Annotated in this window: 13 protein-coding genes; all 13 read left to right on the plus strand. The window is 52.6% G+C overall.

Translation table 11 applies throughout. The annotated features are described in order from the left end of the window. Positions 1 to 38 precede the first annotated feature (38 nt). Positions 39 to 236: a cold shock domain-containing protein gene (locus BN3772_RS00625; RefSeq protein WP_019915069.1), complete on the plus strand. Its 198-nt coding sequence runs from the start codon at positions 39 to 41 to the stop codon at positions 234 to 236. Between the two features lie 509 nt (positions 237 to 745). Beyond that, the gene (locus tag BN3772_RS00630; protein WP_052380317.1) at positions 746 to 2,161 is read left to right on the plus strand and encodes an S-layer homology domain-containing protein; all 1,416 of its coding nucleotides are present in this window, start codon (positions 746 to 748) and stop codon (positions 2,159 to 2,161) included. 249 nt (positions 2,162 to 2,410) lie between these two features. Next, on the plus strand, positions 2,411 to 2,962 hold the full coding sequence (gene hpf, locus BN3772_RS00635) for a ribosome hibernation-promoting factor, HPF/YfiA family (RefSeq protein WP_042181253.1): 552 nt from the start codon (positions 2,411 to 2,413) through the stop codon (positions 2,960 to 2,962). Between the two features lie 296 nt (positions 2,963 to 3,258). After that, positions 3,259 to 5,766 (plus strand): preprotein translocase subunit SecA, encoded by a 2,508-nt coding sequence (secA, locus tag BN3772_RS00640; protein ID WP_042195560.1) that lies wholly within the window; start codon positions 3,259 to 3,261, stop codon positions 5,764 to 5,766. A 456-nt stretch (positions 5,767 to 6,222) separates the two neighbouring features. Further along, a protein-coding gene (gene prfB / locus BN3772_RS00645; RefSeq protein WP_157643516.1) for a peptide chain release factor 2 occupies positions 6,223 to 7,336 on the plus strand; the annotation gives its coding sequence in 2 pieces (ribosomal slippage) (positions 6,223 to 6,294 and positions 6,296 to 7,336; 1,113 coding nt in all). A gap of 52 nt (positions 7,337 to 7,388) precedes the next feature. Next, complete coding sequence (locus tag BN3772_RS00650; RefSeq protein ID WP_042181247.1) at positions 7,389 to 8,273, plus strand: YitT family protein; 885 nt, start codon at positions 7,389 to 7,391, stop codon at positions 8,271 to 8,273. A 152-nt stretch (positions 8,274 to 8,425) separates the two neighbouring features. Beyond that, positions 8,426 to 9,481: an N-acetyl-gamma-glutamyl-phosphate reductase gene (gene argC, locus BN3772_RS00655; RefSeq protein ID WP_042195565.1), complete on the plus strand. Its 1,056-nt coding sequence runs from the start codon at positions 8,426 to 8,428 to the stop codon at positions 9,479 to 9,481. Between the two features lie 21 nt (positions 9,482 to 9,502). Further along, a complete protein-coding gene (gene argJ, locus BN3772_RS00660) occupies positions 9,503 to 10,735 on the plus strand; it encodes a bifunctional ornithine acetyltransferase/N-acetylglutamate synthase (RefSeq protein WP_042195569.1) in 1,233 nt (410 codons plus the stop codon). A gap of 39 nt (positions 10,736 to 10,774) precedes the next feature. After that, complete coding sequence (argB, locus tag BN3772_RS00665) at positions 10,775 to 11,578, plus strand: acetylglutamate kinase (protein ID WP_042195572.1); 804 nt, start codon at positions 10,775 to 10,777, stop codon at positions 11,576 to 11,578. Positions 11,579 to 11,680: 102 nt separating this feature from the next. Continuing rightward, the gene (locus BN3772_RS00670; RefSeq protein ID WP_086074325.1) at positions 11,681 to 12,967 is read left to right on the plus strand and encodes an aspartate aminotransferase family protein; all 1,287 of its coding nucleotides are present in this window, start codon (positions 11,681 to 11,683) and stop codon (positions 12,965 to 12,967) included. Then, positions 12,964 to 13,932: an ornithine carbamoyltransferase gene (argF, locus tag BN3772_RS00675; protein ID WP_042195574.1), complete on the plus strand. Its 969-nt coding sequence runs from the start codon at positions 12,964 to 12,966 to the stop codon at positions 13,930 to 13,932. Before BN3772_RS00670 ends, argF begins: the two co-directional genes overlap by 4 nt. Before the next feature lie 485 nt (positions 13,933 to 14,417). Then, positions 14,418 to 15,653 carry an argininosuccinate synthase gene (locus BN3772_RS00680; protein WP_042181237.1) on the plus strand — a complete coding sequence of 412 codons (1,236 nt, stop codon included), beginning with the start codon at positions 14,418 to 14,420 and terminating at the stop codon, positions 15,651 to 15,653. An 88-nt stretch (positions 15,654 to 15,741) separates the two neighbouring features. Then, positions 15,742 to 17,157, plus strand: coding sequence for an argininosuccinate lyase (argH, locus tag BN3772_RS00685; RefSeq protein WP_042195577.1), 1,416 nt, complete (start codon positions 15,742 to 15,744; stop codon positions 17,155 to 17,157). Positions 17,158 to 17,310 lie beyond the last annotated feature (153 nt).

The following is a 17,310-nucleotide window of genomic DNA, read 5'->3' on the forward strand; positions in this document are numbered from 1 at the left end:
GCTCACGTTCATCTGATGACGAAGGGAATGTTTAATCAATGGAAGGTAAAGTTAAATGGTTTAACGCAGAAAAAGGTTATGGCTTCATCGAAACTGCCGATGGTGGCGACGTATTCGTACACTTCTCCGCGATCCAGACTGATGGCTTTAAGACTTTGGATGAAGGTCAATCCGTAGAGTTTGACATCGTTGAAGGCGCACGCGGACCACAAGCAGCTAACGTCATCAAATTATAATCATCCGGCGCAGCCGACCTACATATATATGGTAGATGGTTAGCAATTTAGACAACGCTAGCAGGGACCCTGGGATACTCCCAGGGTCTTTTTTTGTTGTATTGTAAGCGCTAATTTGCTATCCACAGCTCAATAGCTAACATCGATTTCCATTTTTCTGTTAGAGCAATGAAAATAATGGGTAATAACAGACGTTGGGCCTACGATTTTGCCTCGATGCAGACTATTCATGCTTAGGCGTATGGTTGGAGAAAGGTGTGAAAACGATACTCTCGGAGCTAATGCCCACCGGCGGTAAAGAAGAATGATAAACAAAAGTGTGAACGAAGGAATGACATCATACTGCCTAAGTGAGGGAACGTACGGGATGCTTCTGAAGCAGGCGCTGTATTGTGCGGTTTATATGAGCGGAGGCCAACGAATGTAAGCGTATGCTTCCGGATTTAGTTGAATAGCGGCTAATGATGGAGGGAGGCGCGTAAAAACTTTTTAGGAGGATGGACAACAGAATGAAGAAAATGTGGCGAGGTTTGATGACTGGAGTACTTGGAATCAGCATGTTGTTCGGCGCTCTGGGAAGTGTCTCTGCAGCAACGGCCAAGGATATTCAGGGACACTGGGCGCAGAGCCAGTTGCAGGATTGGCTCGATAAAGGCTACCTGCAGGGCTATGCTGACGGGACGGTGAAGCCGAATAATGCGATTACCCGCGGAGAATATGTTGCACTAGTAAACCGTTTATTTGGATTTACAGACACGGCAGCCATAACGTTTACAGATCTTCGAAGCTCCAACTGGGCCTACAGTGAAGTGGCCAAGGCTGTAAGAGCCGGATATATTGGCGGATATGAGAACAATACGTTCCGCGCCACCAGTCCAATTACCCGCCAAGAAGCTGCGGTCATTACCGCAAAGCTTCTCAGCTTGAACACAAACAATACAACGCTGGCGTTCAAGGATAGCGCGCAAATTGCTCCATGGGCTAAAGGAGCAGTCGCAGCTGCAGCGGCCAAGAGTATTATTAATGGTTATCCGGACGGGACCTTCGGGCCCAAAAAGGCCCTGACCAGAGCTGAGGCAGTAGGCATTATCGGTAACTCGGCGGCCAACAAGCCAGGCGGTTCAGTCACACCAACTCCTACTCCTACAGCTACACCATCTGCAACGGCAACCCCAGCTCCGACAGCAACCCCTACAAGTCCTGCTGGCGGAGGTAGCGGCGGTGGCGGTGGCAGCACCGCTCCAACGGTTAGTGGTGTAACATATGGACATGTAGGTTCTGTTACGGCAGATGTGTATCTGACTTCATCAGTGACAGGCGCTGTTTACTATGTTGTTGCCCCTTACAGCAGCACAGCCGCTGTACCGAATTACGTGCAGGTACGTGATGGTCTGACCGCTGCAGGAACAGCAGGTGTGAATGCCGGGTCTACGGCAGCTGCTGCTGGCAGCACAGTGTCATTCTCGGTTTATGGATTGCAGCCTGATACGGAATACGCGGCTTATATAGCGTTGTCTGATACAGCAGGCAGCTGGTCTGGAGTGTATACTCTGAGGTTGGCTACAGCTTCAGCGGGCCAAGGGGCAATTACTGAGCTCAGCCCGGGTTCAATGGGTACAGTGACAGCCGATGTTTATGTAGCCTATGGCCAGACAGGGGACGCGTCCGCGCCTGTACGGTATGTGGTGCTCCCTGCAGATGCTGTTAACCCAACAGCAGCACAGGTTCTGGCAGGGCAAAACAGCTCAGGAACACAGCTGGCTGCACCCTGGAGCGGAGGCTTTACACCAGTTCCTGGAGCAAGGCAGACACTGACACTGAGCGGTCTGACGGCTAATACTGCTTATAAAGTATATGTCATTGCAGGCAGCGGAACATCCGTATCACCCGTAGAGCTCTTGCGGATTCATACGAAACAGCTGTGAAGCATACGGCTTAAGGCGAGGAATGTTTAAGGGAATGGCTCTTATAATTTCAGCTGAAACAGGAATAATATGATCGGCTAGACATGGTCCGGATAAGGGCGAAATGATTGCCCTTCCCGGACTTTGTTTTATTCTAATTAATGAAAGCTGCAAATTGTGTAAGGTAAATGTAAAGTCTGTAATGAATTGCTTTTTACTTAGCGCTGACAATTTGGTATAATGGGAACGTAGACAAAGGAGGAGTGCCCTATGCAATTCAGCATTCGAGGTCAACAAATTGAAGTGACAGATGCTTTAAGAGATTATGTTGATAAGAAGCTCAGCAGACTTGAGAAGTATTTCGATGCACCCCCTACCTCAGAAGGATATGTGACGCTTAGCGTAGTCCGCGGCATCCACACGGTGGAAGTCACAATTCCGCTCGCAGGTGTAACCCTTCGTGCAGAAGACCGCAGCGACGACATGTACGCCTCTATTGATGCGGTTGTGGACAAGCTGGAACGGCAAATCCGCAAGCACAAAACCAAACTTAACCGTAAGTTCCGTCAGGAAGGCAGCCTGAAGACAATTTTTGTAGAAGAGCCTTCCAGCGCTGTTGCCGTTGAGGAACAGGATTACGATGATTTGGAAGTAGTGCGGAACAAGCGCTTCACCTTGAAGCCGATGGATGTTGAGGAAGCTATTCTGCAGATGAATATGGTTGGACATAATTTCTTTGTATTCTCCAACATTGAGACTTCCGAAGTGAGCGTTGTTTACAAACGCAATGATGGCAAGTACGGCCTGATCGAACAGGATTGATCTGAAACCTCAGGTAAAGCAATATGCTGGCGGGGTAAGATAGCCAGTACTAATTACAAAAATCAGCCGAGTCCCTATTCGCTTGAAGCGAATAGGGCTCTTATTCGTATAAAAAGAGTGACAATTCACCGCTTCTTCTATTTTGCAAAATAAGGTTGCGGCTACTCGTATTGCGGCTTGTCTTACAAACTGTTACAATTTATGAAGCAGCGGAATCGAAATAATATATGGCCCTTTCAATTTTAGTTAAGGATGGGCTCGGTTCCACCATCTGTGTTGCATGAAAGGGGTTAACCATGCTAGGACTTGTAAAGAAAATATTCGGCGACACCAATGAACGTGATGTCAAGCGTCTAATGAAGACGGTCGAAGTTATTAATGGACTGGAACCTGAATTCGTAGCCCTCTCGGATGAGGCGCTTAAGGCGAAGACTGAAGAATTCCGGGCCCGGATTGAAAAAGGCGAGACCCTGGAAGAGATTCTTCCAGAAGCATTTGCAACCGTACGCGAAGCTTCCAAACGGACGCTGGGCATGCGGCATTTTGACGTACAGCTGGTTGGAGGCATGGCGCTGCATGAAGGCCGGATCTCCGAAATGAAGACAGGTGAAGGTAAGACGCTTGTGGGTACATTGCCGGTCTATCTGAATGCGCTGCTCAGCAAGGGTGTGCATGTCGTAACGGTTAATGATTATCTGGCTCAGCGTGACAGCGCGCAAATGGCACAAATCTATAACTTCCTGGGCATGACGGTCGGGGTCAACCTGAACGGCATGGACCATGCTGATAAACAAGAAGCGTATGCCTGCGATATTACGTATGGCACGAATAATGAATTTGGTTTTGACTATCTGCGTGATAACATGGTGCTCTACAAAGAGCAGATGGTACAACGCCCGCTATATTTCTGTATTATTGATGAAGTAGACTCTATTCTGGTTGACGAAGCGCGTACTCCGCTGATTATTTCCGGCCAGGCTGAGAAATCGACAGAGCTGTACTATGCTGCAGACCGTTTTGTTAAGAAGTTAACGGCTGAAGAAGATTACACAGTTGATATAAAAGTGAAATCGGTAGCCTTGACTGAGAAGGGTGTGGCTACAGCTGAACGCGCTTTTGGCATTGAGAACCTGTATGACCACAGCCATGTTACCCTGAACCATCATATCGTCCAGGCGCTCAAGGCAAATGTTATCATGCGCCGTGATGTTGATTATGTGGTGAACGGTGATGAGGTTGTCATTGTCGATGAATTCACCGGCCGTCTGATGGCTGGCCGCCGCTACAGCGACGGGCTGCACCAGGCGATTGAAGCGAAGGAAGAGATCCAGGTACAGAATGAGAGCATGACCCTGGCAACGATCACCTTCCAGAACTACTTCCGGATGTACCGCAAATTAGGCGGTATGACAGGTACAGCCAAGACGGAAGAAGAGGAATTCAAGAAAATTTACGGCCTGGAAGTTCTGCAGGTACCGACGAATAAACCAAACCAGCGTGAGGATATGCCTGACGTCGTCTATAAAAGCGAGACCGGCAAGTTTAATGCGGTGGTAGCAGAGATTGTAGAGCGCCATAAAAAGAACCAGCCGGTGCTGGTAGGTACAGTCTCCATTGAGAATTCCGAACGTGTATCTGAAATGCTCAAGCGTAAGGGCATCAAGCATCAGGTACTGAATGCCAAGCATCATGAATCCGAAGCGGAGATTATTTCACAGGCTGGACAGCCGGGCACCGTAACAATTGCTACGAATATGGCCGGCCGTGGTACGGATATTACGCTTGGTGAAGGCGTTAGAGATGTTGGCGGTCTGCATATTATTGGTACAGAGCGTCATGAATCCCGCCGTATCGATAACCAGCTTCGCGGACGTGCCGGACGCCAGGGCGACCCGGGCTCTACCCAATTCTATCTGTCTCTCGGTGATGAGCTCATGAAGCGCTTCGGTGCAGACAATGTCCTGAATATGATGGACCGTCTGGGCTTTGAAGAGGATCAGCCGATTGAGAGCCGCATGATTACCCGTGCCATCGAATCAGCCCAGAAACGGGTTGAGGGGAACAACTTCGATATCCGTAAAGTCGTGCTGCAGTATGATGATGTCATGAATCAGCAGCGTGAGATTATCTATAAGCAGCGCCGTGAAATTCTCGAATCCGAGAATATTAAAGGCGTTGTAACCGAAATGATCAAGCCGGTTATTGACCGCGTAGTCCGTGCGCATTGCAGTGATGATATTCCGGAGAACTGGGAGCTGCAGGAGGTTGCTGACTATGTTAACAGCAAGCTGCTGGATGAAGGTTCCATTACCCGTGATGATCTCTGGGGTAAGGAAGTAGAGGAAATCGTTGATTTCATCTTTGACCGTGTTATGCAGAAATACGATGCACGCGAAGAGCGTCTTGGCGCTGAGCTGGTTCGTGAATTCGAGAAGGTTATCGTGCTCCGTTCTGTAGACAGCAAATGGATGGATCATATTGATGCAATGGATCAGCTTCGTCAAGGGATTCACCTGCGTGCATACGGCGGTACAGATCCGCTGCGCGAATATCAGTTTGAAGGCTTTGAGATGTTCAACGCCATGACTGCCGCCATTCAGGAGGAAGTCGCTACGTATATTATGAAGGCGCACATCGAAGCTAACCAGGAACGCCAGTCCGTAATCGAGGAAGATAAAATCTCGACCAACGCTGAGCCGGCTGAGAAACGTCCGGTGCACGTTGAGGCAGCGATTGGCCGTAACGATCCTTGCCCGTGCGGCAGCGGCAAGAAATACAAGAACTGCCATGGCCAGAACGCTTAGGATATCCTGATCGTTTCAGGCTTATAATGACAATAAAGGCGGCTGGGCCCGGGGTATCCCCCCGTTTGCGGCCCGGCCGCTTTTTTGGAGTTTTGAGGGTCGGCGAATTAGCTGCAGAGGATGAGCTGAGTTCTCGAAAAATCTAAAACCAAGGTGGAAGCGGTGGAGAGGAAGTTTGGAACTGTAGGAGCGAACGCGTCCGCCTGAAAGCTTTTCGCAGAAAAGCTTACTTCGGAAGCATATGCTGTCTTCAGATTTCTACCGCGAACAGCGGTTCAAATCAGGAAATCTGAAGACAACAGCGGCCGAAAGTCCAAACATTCCTCGGAGCTGCGTACTAACCGGGTTAGAGGTTTTGCAGTGCCAGCTCTAAGGAGCAGCATTGTTGAGCGGATCCACAAAACCTCCAATCAGCGGCCCCGCGCAAACTTTTATTTTGAAAGGTGTAGTGATCCCATGATCGATTTTACCGTGAAGCAGGACCTGCGTGAAATAGGCAAGAAATTAACCAACCTTAGGGGGTCTCTTTGACTTAGACCTGAAGCTGGAAGTCATTGCGAACTTTGAAGAGAAGATGGCAGCGCCGGATTTCTGGAATGACAATGAGAAAGCCCAGGCGGTCATTGGTGAGATGAACGCGGTCAAATCCGTAGTAGATCAGTTTGAGAAGCTGCAGCAGGAATATGATGATGCGGCAATGATGGCTGAGCTGGCTGATGAGGAAGGCGACGAGGAGCTGGCAGCAGAAGTGGCTGTAACGATCCGTGCAGTTGCCGGCAAGGTAGATGAGTTCGAGCTTCAGCTGCTGCTGAACCAGCCGTATGATAAGCTGAATGCCATTCTGGAGCTTCATCCGGGTGCAGGCGGAACGGAATCCCAGGACTGGGGCCAGATGCTGCTGCGTATGTATACACGCTGGGCGGAGAAAAGCGGCTTCAAGGTTGAAGTGCTTGACTATCTGCCGGGTGACGAGGCGGGAATCAAGAGCGTTACACTGCTGATTAAAGGCTTTAACGCTTACGGCTACCTGAAGACGGAGAAGGGGGTGCACCGGCTAGTGCGTATATCCCCGTTCGATTCCTCCGGCAGACGGCACACCTCCTTTGTTTCTTGTGATGTAGTTCCGGAAATTTCGGATGATGTAGAGGTAGAAATCCGTACAGAAGATCTGAAGATTGATACCTACCGGGCCAGCGGTGCAGGCGGTCAGCACATCAATACGACGGACTCGGCGGTGCGGATTACGCATATTCCTTCAGGTGTAGTGGTAACCTGTCAGAATGAGCGCTCACAGATCAAGAACCGGGAGCAGGCGATGAAGATGCTGCGCTCTAAGCTCTATGAGCTGAAGCTGCAGGAGCAGCAGAAGCATCTGGATGAGATCCGCGGCGAGCAGTCGGACATTGCCTGGGGCAGCCAGATCCGTTCATATGTGTTCCATCCATACAGCATGGTGAAGGATCACCGGACATCCGTGGAAACCGGGAACGTGGGTGCGGTTATGGACGGGGATATTAACCTGTTCATTGACGGCTATCTGCGCAGCCAGATCAAGACAGAAGTTGAATAAGTATAACTGGATTTCTACGCGTCCGTGGAGTGTAGTAAGGAGAAGCTAGAGCATGCAAAAAGTAAATTCACGCAACAAACCGCCGCTGATTCCGCTGAACGGGCCGCTGCGCCATACGGTGGATATAGCTTTAATTTTGATTGGTTCATTCATTACCGGTCTCGGGTTCAATCTGTTTTTTCTGCCGAACCAGATCGCTTCGGGGGGAGTATCGGGCTTGTCGGTGCTTGCCGACGAGTGGTTCGGCGCTGAGCCGGCTTTTACCCAGTGGGCGCTGAACATTCCGTTATTTATTCTCGGGGTTATTTTCCTCGGCAAGCAATACGGTATGCGCTCCCTGCTGGGCAGCTTCGTGCTGCCGTTGTTTATCTACCTGACCAAGGACGGTCCGGTTCCGACGACCAATCCGCTGCTTGCCTCCATTTATGGAGGGATTGCAGTAGGGCTCGGGCTGGGTCTGGTATTCCGCGGACGCGGGTCAACAGGCGGGCTGACGATTGCAGCGCAGATTATCCAGAAGATCACCGGCTTCAGCTTTTCGCTGTCAGTCGTGCTGCTGGACGGTACAGTTATTACATTAGCCGCATTTGTGCTGGGGATGGAGCAGGCGATGTATGCATTGATTGGCCTGTTCGTGACCGGGAGAGTGATCAACGCGCTGGAGATGGGCTTCAGTGTGACCAAGGTGGCCTATATCATCTCTGATCACACAGAGGCGATCTCCCAGGCGATTCTGAATGACCTGGACCGCGGGCTGACCAAGCTGAACGCACAGGGCGGCTATACCGGTGATAACCGGGTGGTGCTGATGGCAGTTGTAGGCCAGAACGAGATTACCCGGCTAAAAGCGATTGTCCGGTCCGTTGATCCGGGTGCATTTGTAATCATTACTGAGGCCCATGAGGTGCTTGGTGAAGGATTTAAAAGAGAAGCGTAGAATCTCCAAGAGAGAAGTCTGCACTTCTCTTTTTTATATATCAAACCTACCAATAAAGTTAACGTAAGATGTTGTATTTATATTAATTCGGTCGTATAATAATACATATTTGCAGGACGGTATGTATGGATATCAACAGTTAGAAAGCGGGGATGACAGTGGCAGGCAAGCTGAGAGCGGCGATAGTGGGGTCAACGGGATACGGGGGCGTGGAGCTGATCAGGCTTTTGCAGAACCATCCGGATATAGAAATTACATCAGTAATCTCTTCATCAAGTGCCGGAGAGCCGATTGAGCAGGGTTTTCCGCATTTGACGGGAATTGTGGAGCGGAAGCTGGACGGTGTTGATCCGGCGGAGATCGCGGGCAGGGCAGATGTAGTATTCACGGCAACACCGTCAGGTGTGAGTGCCAGGCTGGTGCCGCAGCTGCTGGAGGCAGGCCTGAAGGTTGTAGATCTGTCCGGGGATTTCCGGCTGAAGGACGGAGCGGAGTATGAGCAGTGGTATAAGCATACGGCTCCGCCCGCTGAATATCTGGAGCAGGCTGTATACGGGTTATGCGAGGTGTATGGTGAGCGTGCTGCAGGAGTTGATTTTATCTCCAATCCGGGATGTTACCCTACCGCTACGCTGCTGGGACTGATTCCTGCGGTAGAGGCAGGCTGGATCAAGCCGGAGAGTATCATTATTGATGCGAAGTCGGGTATTTCGGGAGCGGGACGCGGCGTGAATCTGGGCGTTCATTATGCCGAGGTCAATGAGAACTTCAAGGCCTATAAGGTCAACAAGCATCAGCATATTCCGGAGATTGAGCAGGTACTTACCGATATTTCCGGTGAAAAGGTAACCGTGACCTTCACAACGCATCTGGTGCCGATGACCCGGGGAATTATGAGCACGATGTATGCAGGAATGAACGGGACTTATAGCGAGCAGGATTTTGTGGAACTATACCGTAAGTATTATGCAGGGCGGTCTTTTGTGCGTGTCCGTGAGGCCGGAGTGCTTCCGGCGACCAAAGAGGTCAGCGGCTCGAACTACTGCGACATCGGCTTCTCCGCAGATGCACGTACAGGACGGGTAACGATTGTGTCTGTGATCGACAATATTGTTAAAGGTGCAGCAGGGCAAGCGATTCAGAATCTGAATTTGATGATGGGATGGGAGGAAACCCGTGGCCTTGGTTACACACCAGTGTATCCGTAAGGTTCAGCGGTCAAACATACAATGAGCATAAATCAGCCATATACCGTCGTGGAAGGCGGAAGCATTACCGCGCCAAAGGGTTTTACCTCTGCAGGACTGCACTGCGGCCTCAAAAAAACAACCCGCAACGATCTGGGAGTCATCCTCTGTGAGGTTCCGGCAACGGCTGCGGCTGTGTATACAACGAATGTATTTCAGGCTGCACCGCTTAAAGTAACCCGGGAAAGTCTTGCGGATGGTATCCTGCAGGCGGTTATCGTGAACAGCGGAAATGCCAACGCATGTACAGGTGAGCAGGGCGAAGCCGATGCTTATGAGATGCGTGCAGCTGCGGCCAACGCGCTTGGCGTGAGTGAGCAGAATGTTGCAGTAGCTTCAACTGGAGTGATCGGTGAGCTGCTGAAGATGGACCGTGTGCGTACCGGGATTGCCGGCATTCAGGAGAAGCTGGATGGAGGCGCCTCCGGAGCGGAGGAGTTCAGTCAGGCTATTTTAACAACCGATCTGGTGAAAAAAGAATGCTGTGTCACAGTGTCAGTCGGCGGAGAAGAAGTAACGATTGCCGGTGCGGCCAAGGGCTCGGGGATGATCCATCCGAATATGGCCACGATGCTGGGCTTCATGACGACGGATGCCCTGATTGACGGGGAAGATCTGCAGAGCCTGCTGCGTACCGCTACTAATGCTACTTTTAATATGATCACAGTTGACGGGGATACAAGCACGAACGATATGCTGGTAACGATGGCCAGCGGTCTGGCCGGTAATGAGAAGCTGACGCGGCTGCATGCGGACTGGGATGCTTTTGCCGCAGCGTTTACCCATGTGTGCCGGCATCTGGCGATGGCGATTGCGAGAGACGGTGAGGGTGCGACCAAACTGATTGAGGTACAGATCAGCGGTGCAGTGCATGATGAGGCTGCCGGAGCGATTGCGAAGACGGTGGTAGGTTCAAGTCTGGTGAAATCGGCGATTTTTGGGGCGGATGCCAACTGGGGCCGGATTATTGCCGCCGTTGGACGCGCCGGTGTTCCGGTGTCGCCCGAGAAGGTAGATTTTTCACTTGGTGAGATCGAAGTGCTGCGCCAGTCGCGCCCGGTGGCTTTTGATGAGGAACAGGCTCTTCACTATCTGCAAAAGACCGATACGGTGCTGATTACCGTAGCTCTGGCTGACGGCGAAGGCAAAGCTACAGCCTGGGGCTGTGACCTCACTTATGATTATGTGCGGATTAATGCTGCATACCGTACCTGACGGGCGGCTGGCATACAACCATAGGGAGGGTAACGGATAATGAGTGACCAGAAGATAGAAAGGCTGTTTGTGATGAAATGCGGCGGGAGTACGCTGGCTGCGCTGCCGGATTCTTTTTTTGAGGATTTGCGTGAGCTGCAGGACAGCGGGGTTCAGCCTGTGATTGTACACGGCGGCGGACCGGCGATCTCGGAGAATCTGGCGAAGCTGGGGATTGAGAGCCGTTTTGTGAACGGACTGCGGGTGACGACGGAGGAAGTACTGGATGTTGTAGAGATGACGCTGGCAGGCAGCATCAACAAGGCGATTGTCCGCAGAATCCAGGGCAGCGGCGGGCAGGCTCTAGGCTTGTCCGGTGTGGACGGCAATCTGATACTGGCACAGCCTGTAGCCAACAGCGATGAAGTAGGGCAGGTCGGCGAGGTGACCGGGGTTAAGGCGGAGATCGTTCAAGGAATTCTCGCACTCGGCTACATTCCGGTTATTGCACCTATTGGTGTAGATGCCGGGGGGCAGCGTTACAATATCAATGCGGATACGGCGGCTGGGGCGGTGGCTTCTTTTGTGAAGTCGCCTTCGATGATTGTGGTCACGGATGTTCCCGGGATTATGCGCGTAATGGACGGTGAAAAGGTCGTGCTGCCGTCAGTCACTGTGACAGAGATCGAAGAGCTGATTGCCGGCGGTGAGATTTACGGCGGGATGATTCCGAAAGTGCGTGCGGCGATGGACTGCATCCAGGGCAGTGTGTCTGAGGTGGTTATTGTAGACGGCAAGGAGCCGCAGGTGCTGAGCAGGGTGCTGGGCGGGGAGAAGCTGGGGACGAGAATTATCCGTTCATAGTATTGGTAAGATGGAGTGGAGACAAGCCGGAAGTCAATATGTGTTGCCAAAATATAGCGCTGCCGGTTTACCGGAAGCAGCATGGTGGGAGAGTGACTAAGAATGAGTGAGCTTACACAGGCGGAAAACAATTCTTTAACAGGGGCTGCGGATACCCGTTCAGGGAAAACGGAGGTTCAGGAGGCTGCTCCTGCCAAGCTGAGTGCGGTATTCCCGTCCTATGCCAGATATGATCTGAGTCTGGTTAAGGGCAAAGGCAGCTGGGTCTGGGATGACCAGGGCAACAAGTACCTCGACTTCATGTGCGGGCTGGCGGTAACCAGCCTGGGACACGCTCCCGAGAAGGTCGGCGAGAAGCTGAAGGCACAGATTGATACGTTATGGCATGTCTCGAACCTGTTTCACATTCCGGGGCAGGACCGGGTAGCGGCGCTGCTTACGGATAACAGCTGTGCGGATCAGGTGTTCTTTTGCAACAGCGGGGCGGAAGCGAATGAAGCTGCGATTAAGCTGGCCCGCCGCTATCACCAGAAGGTGAAGGGCACAGGCCGCTATGAAATTATTACGTTTGAGCAGTCCTTCCATGGACGCACCTTGGCGACACTGACCGCAACGGGCCAGCAAAAGGTAAAAGAAGGCTTCCTGCCGCTGCCGGGCGGATTCAAGACGGTGCCTCTGCATGATCTGCCGGCGCTGAAGGCAGCCATTACGGACCATACTGCAGCTATCATGCTGGAGATGATCCTGGCCGAAGGCGGTGTGCTGGAGGTAGAGCAGGAGTTCTTGAACGCTGTGGTTGAGCTGTGCAACGAGCACGGCCTGCTGCTGATCGTAGATGAAGTGCAGACCGGCATGGGCCGTACGGGTAAGCTGTTTGCGCATCAGCATTACGGGATTGAGCCGGATATTTTCACACTGGCAAAAGGCGTAGCCAGCGGGTTCCCGGCAGGCGTTATGCTGGGCAAAGGTTATTTGCGTGAAGCATTCAGCCCCGGCAGCCATGCAAGTACCTTCGGGGGAACGCCGCTGGCGGCAGCGGTGATGGAAGCGACGATCGAGACGATGCTCGAAGACGAGCTGCCGCAGCGCGCCGGGGAGATGGGCGAGTTCCTGCGCAGCCTGCTGAGAGAGAAGCTGGCGGATACGCCGTTCGTGAAGGAAGTACGCGGCAAGGGTCTCTTGATCGGAATCGAATGCACAGAGGCCGTAGGCGATATTGTACAGGCCGGACAGAAGCAGGGGCTGCTGTTCGTGCAGGCCGGACCGAATGTAATCCGGCTGCTGCCTAATCTATATGTGAGCACTGAGGAGATCCGCCAGGCGGTGGACATTCTTGTTCCGCTCATTCATACTTATGCTAACAAAGAAAGCGGGGAGGCACATTCATGAGCCAGAGTGTACAAAGCGGGAAGCTGGCGATCGCAGAGCAGCTCAAAGGCCGTGATCTGCTGGAGCTGAACGATTACAGCCCGGAGGAAATCACGTATCTGATTGATCTGGCTATCGAGCTGAAGAAGAAGCAAAAGAACGGCGAGGTTTACCAGCCGCTGAAAGGCAAAACGATCGGACTTATTTTTGAAAAATCCTCGACCCGCACACGCGTGTCCTTCGAGGTCGGCATGTATCAGCTCGGCGGCCATGCACTGTTCCTAAGCAAAAATGACATCCAGCTCGGCCGCGGCGAGACTGTGGGCGATACGGCTCAGGTGATGTCACGCTATCTTGACGGCATCATGATCCGTACCTTCGGCCATGATAAGGTTGAGGACCTGGCGCGTTACGCTTCTGTGCCTGTAATCAACGGCCTGAGCGACCTGGCACACCCTTGTCAGGTGCTGGCGGACTATCAGACCGTATATGAGCACAAAGGCAAGCTGAAGGGCCTCAAGCTCGCTTACATCGGCGACGGCAACAACATGGCTCACTCCCTGCTGATCGGCGGCGCCAAGCTGGGCGTGCATGTCTCAGTTGCCGGACCGGAAGGCTATGAGCCTGACCCGGCTGTCGTTGCTGAAGCGCGTGAGATCGCCAAGGGGACAGGCGCTAACATCGTAGTCACCCGCAGCCCGCAGGAAGCGGTTCAGGATGCTGACGTGATCTACACCGACGTGTGGGCGAGCATGGGCTTTGAAGCCGAGCAGCTGGCACGTGAAGCGGCGTTCAAGGACTACCAGGTCAACGAGGATCTGGTAAAAGGCGCGAAGAGTGATTACCTGTTCCTACACTGCCTGCCGGCCCACCGCGAGGAAGAGGTCAGCACCGGCGTAATCGACGGCCCGAACTCGGTCATCTTCGACCAGGCCGAGAACCGCCTGCATGCGCAGAAGGCGCTGATGGCTGCTTTGATGGGCTAATGTTTTTAATCCAGGGCGAAGCCCGGATAGGCCGAGAATCGCCTGCATCTGCCAGAGTCATTATTTAAGAAATTGCAGTTTTGAATCTGCAAAGGACTTAGAGGTCTTATACTATATAAAACACTATATAGGATGGACTTGGCTTTTAGAGTTGTGATCCGGTGTTAAGGATGAAAGTATTCTGCAGAAATTAACTTGAATTTAGAATGAATATTAAGGGAAAAGTGGCGGAGGGGAATTTTGGAACTGTAAGAGCGGCAGCGTCCGCCTTTGTCTGCGGATTTCAACCGCGAACGCGGTACAAATCAGGAAATCTGCAGACAACAGCGGCTGGAAGTCCAAATATTCTCTGGAGTCACGGCTTAACCCAAAATAGGGGCCTCTAATTCAATCTATATAGTTGCAGCTTGCGTCCGGGCACCGGAGCTTAACTCTTTTGCCAGCGTCCATCCTATACCCCCACACTGAAAGGAAGTTGCACCCCCATGCCTAAAGAAAAAATTGTACTCGCCTATTCCGGCGGGCTGGATACCTCAGTCATTCTGAAATGGCTGAAAGAAACCTATGATGCGGAGATTATCGCCTTCACTGCCGATATCGGCCAGAAGGAAGAGCTGGACGGTCTGGAGGAAAAAGCGCTGGCCACCGGCGCATCAAAGGTCTATATCGACGATTTGCGCGACGAGTTTGCGAATGACTTCATCTACCCGATGTTCCAGTCGGGTGCTTTGTATGAAGGCCAATACCTGCTGGGGACAAGCATTGCCCGTCCGCTGATTGCCAAGCGTATGGTGGACATTGCAATCGCCGAAGGCGCTACTGCAATTGCCCACGGCGCAACCGGCAAAGGTAATGACCAGGTCCGCTTCGAGCTGAACGCGGCGGCCTTGTCGCCAAGCATCAAGGTGATTGCGCCTTGGCGGCTGGAAGAGTTCCGCAACCAGTTCCCGGGCCGCGCGGAAATGATCGCCTACGCTGAGGCTAACGGTATTCCGGTACAGGCTTCGGCTGCTAAGCCGTATTCGATGGACCGCAACCTGCTGCACATCAGCTATGAGAGCGGCGTACTGGAAGATCCCTGGTTCGATCCAAGTGCACCGGAGAACAAAGAAATGTTCCTGCTCAGCAATGCCCCGGAAGACGCACCGGATGAAGCTGAGTATCTGGAGCTGGATTTCCTTAAGGGCGACTGTGTAGCGCTGAACGGTGAAGCCTTGACTCCGCTGCAGGTAATGGAGAAGCTGAATGAGCTCGGCGGCAAGCACGGGATCGGACGCGTCGATATGGTGGAGAACCGTTTTGTCGGCATGAAGAGCCGCGGCGTCTATGAGACTCCAGGCGGAACCATCCTGTTCACCGCACACCGCAAAATGGAATCCATCACTATGGACCGTGAAGTGATGAACCTGCGCGACAGCCTGATTACCCGTTACAGCACTCTGGTGTATAACGGATTCTGGTTCGCGCCTGAGCGCCTTGCACTGCAGGCACTGGTGAACGAGAGCCAGAAGAACGTAACCGGTACGGTTCGCGTGAAGCTGTACAAAGGCAACATCATCGGCGCCGGCGTGAAATCACCGGTCAGCCTGTACAATCCGGACATTGCGACAATGGAAGCAGACCCGACTCAGGCCTATGATCAGGGGGATGCAACAGGCTTCATCCGCCTGAATGCACTGCGTCTGAAGGTTTCCTCCGGCGTAGCAGAATCTAATAAGTAGAATATTTTAAAATATGGATACCAGAAGGCCGTTCCTCCGACAGGACAGGAGCGGCCCTTCTATCGTCCATTAGAGGAGGACACATCAGGTGAGCAAGCTTTGGGGCGGTCGGTTTACAAAAGGTACAAACAAGCTGGTGGAGGAGTATACAGCATCCATCGGATTCGATAAGGCACTGGCCGAAGAGGATGTGCAGGGCAGTCTGGCCCATGTCACGATGCTGGGCAAATGCGGTATCCTTCCGCAGGAGGATGTTGAGACGATCAAAGCCGGCTTGAACAAGGTGCTGGACAAGGTCCGTGCAGGTGAGATCGAATTCTCCGTAGCGGATGAAGACATTCATATGAATATTGAGAAGAATCTGATCGAAGAAATCGGACCTGTCGGCGGCAAGCTGCATACCGGACGCAGCCGTAACGACCAGGTAGCGACAGATATGCATCTGTATCTCCGTAACCGGGTGGTCGAGTTCGTCGGCCTGCTGCATGAGCTGCAGGAAGCCCTGATTGAACAGGCTAAAGACAATGTGGACACGATTGTGCCGGGCTATACGCATCTGCAGCGCGCACAGCCGATTCTGTTCGCCCATCACCTGCTGGCATACGTGTCGATGTTCCGCCGGGACGCGGAGCGCCTGACAGACAGCTACAAGCGGATCAACGTGCTGCCGCTGGGCGCCGGGGCACTGGCCGGAACAACGTTCCCGATTGACCGTCATTTTGTGGCGGAGCAGCTTGGCTTCGACAGTGTGTATGAGAATAGCCTGGACGCTGTCAGCGACCGCGACTTTATCGTCGAGTTCCTGGCTAACGCCGCGCTGATCATGACCCACCTGTCCCGGCTCAGCGAAGAGCTGGTGCTGTGGAGCAGCACCGAGTTCAGCTTCGTAGAGCTGGATGATGCGTTCTGCACCGGCAGCAGCATTATGCCGCAGAAGAAAAACCCTGACGTACCTGAGCTGGTACGCGGCAAAACAGGCCGTGTCTACGGCAACCTGATCGGTCTCCTGACCGTGCTGAAATCTCTGCCGCTGGCATATAACAAGGACATGCAGGAAGACAAGGAAGGTATGTTTGATACAGTAGCTACGCTGACAGGCGCCTTGCAGCTGTTCGCTCCAATGATCGCTACCATGAAGGTGAATAAGGGCCGGATGCGTGAAGCGGTTAACACTGACTTCTCCAACGCCACTGACATTGCGGACTTCCTGGTTGGTAAAGGCTTGCCTTTCCGCCAGGCGCATGAGGTCATCGGCAAAACGGTGCTATACTGCATCAACGAAGGTAAATTCCTGCTTGATCTGACGCTGGATGAATTCAAGCAGTTCTCTCCGCTGTTCGACGACCAGATCTATGCTGTTCTGCAGCCTGAGGCTGTAGTGAATGCCCGTAACGTGTACGGCGGTACCGCCACTGTACAGGTCAAAGCGGCGATTGAGCGTGCCGAGGCCTCCCTGCTTGAAGCGGGCAAGTGGGTAGCGCAGCATGCAGGCAGTGCTGAATAAGCAGCTTGTCTAAGGCTTAGCACAACAGGCGCAATCAGACTAAATAACAAAAGACTGTCCTCACCGCAGTAACGATATGCGGGAAGGGCAGTCTTTTACTATGCGCAGGTTAACCGAATCTGGTGACAGGTCCTTGCTGCTTATGAATCACTG

Origin of the sequence: Paenibacillus camerounensis (assembly GCF_000723885.1) — a bacterium.
Lineage (GTDB): Bacteria > Bacillota > Bacilli > Paenibacillales > Paenibacillaceae > Paenibacillus_AQ > Paenibacillus_AQ camerounensis.

Bases quoted from the DNA above. Each gene is read 5' to 3' on its own strand.
- BN3772_RS00625 (WP_019915069.1), top strand. From the start codon at position 39: ATGGAAGGTAAAGTTAAATGGTTTAACGCAGAAAAAGGTTATGGCTTC.
- BN3772_RS00630 (WP_052380317.1), top strand. From the start codon at position 746: ATGAAGAAAATGTGGCGAGGTTTGATGACTGGAGTACTTGGAATCAGC.
- hpf (WP_042181253.1), top strand. From the start codon at position 2,411: ATGCAATTCAGCATTCGAGGTCAACAAATTGAAGTGACAGATGCTTTA.
- secA (WP_042195560.1), top strand. From the start codon at position 3,259: ATGCTAGGACTTGTAAAGAAAATATTCGGCGACACCAATGAACGTGAT.
- BN3772_RS00650 (WP_042181247.1), top strand. From the start codon at position 7,389: ATGCAAAAAGTAAATTCACGCAACAAACCGCCGCTGATTCCGCTGAAC.
- argC (WP_042195565.1), top strand. From the start codon at position 8,426: ATGACAGTGGCAGGCAAGCTGAGAGCGGCGATAGTGGGGTCAACGGGA.
- argJ (WP_042195569.1), top strand. From the start codon at position 9,503: ATGAGCATAAATCAGCCATATACCGTCGTGGAAGGCGGAAGCATTACC.
- argB (WP_042195572.1), top strand. From the start codon at position 10,775: ATGAGTGACCAGAAGATAGAAAGGCTGTTTGTGATGAAATGCGGCGGG.
- BN3772_RS00670 (WP_086074325.1), top strand. From the start codon at position 11,681: ATGAGTGAGCTTACACAGGCGGAAAACAATTCTTTAACAGGGGCTGCG.
- argF (WP_042195574.1), top strand. From the start codon at position 12,964: ATGAGCCAGAGTGTACAAAGCGGGAAGCTGGCGATCGCAGAGCAGCTC.
- BN3772_RS00680 (WP_042181237.1), top strand. From the start codon at position 14,418: ATGCCTAAAGAAAAAATTGTACTCGCCTATTCCGGCGGGCTGGATACC.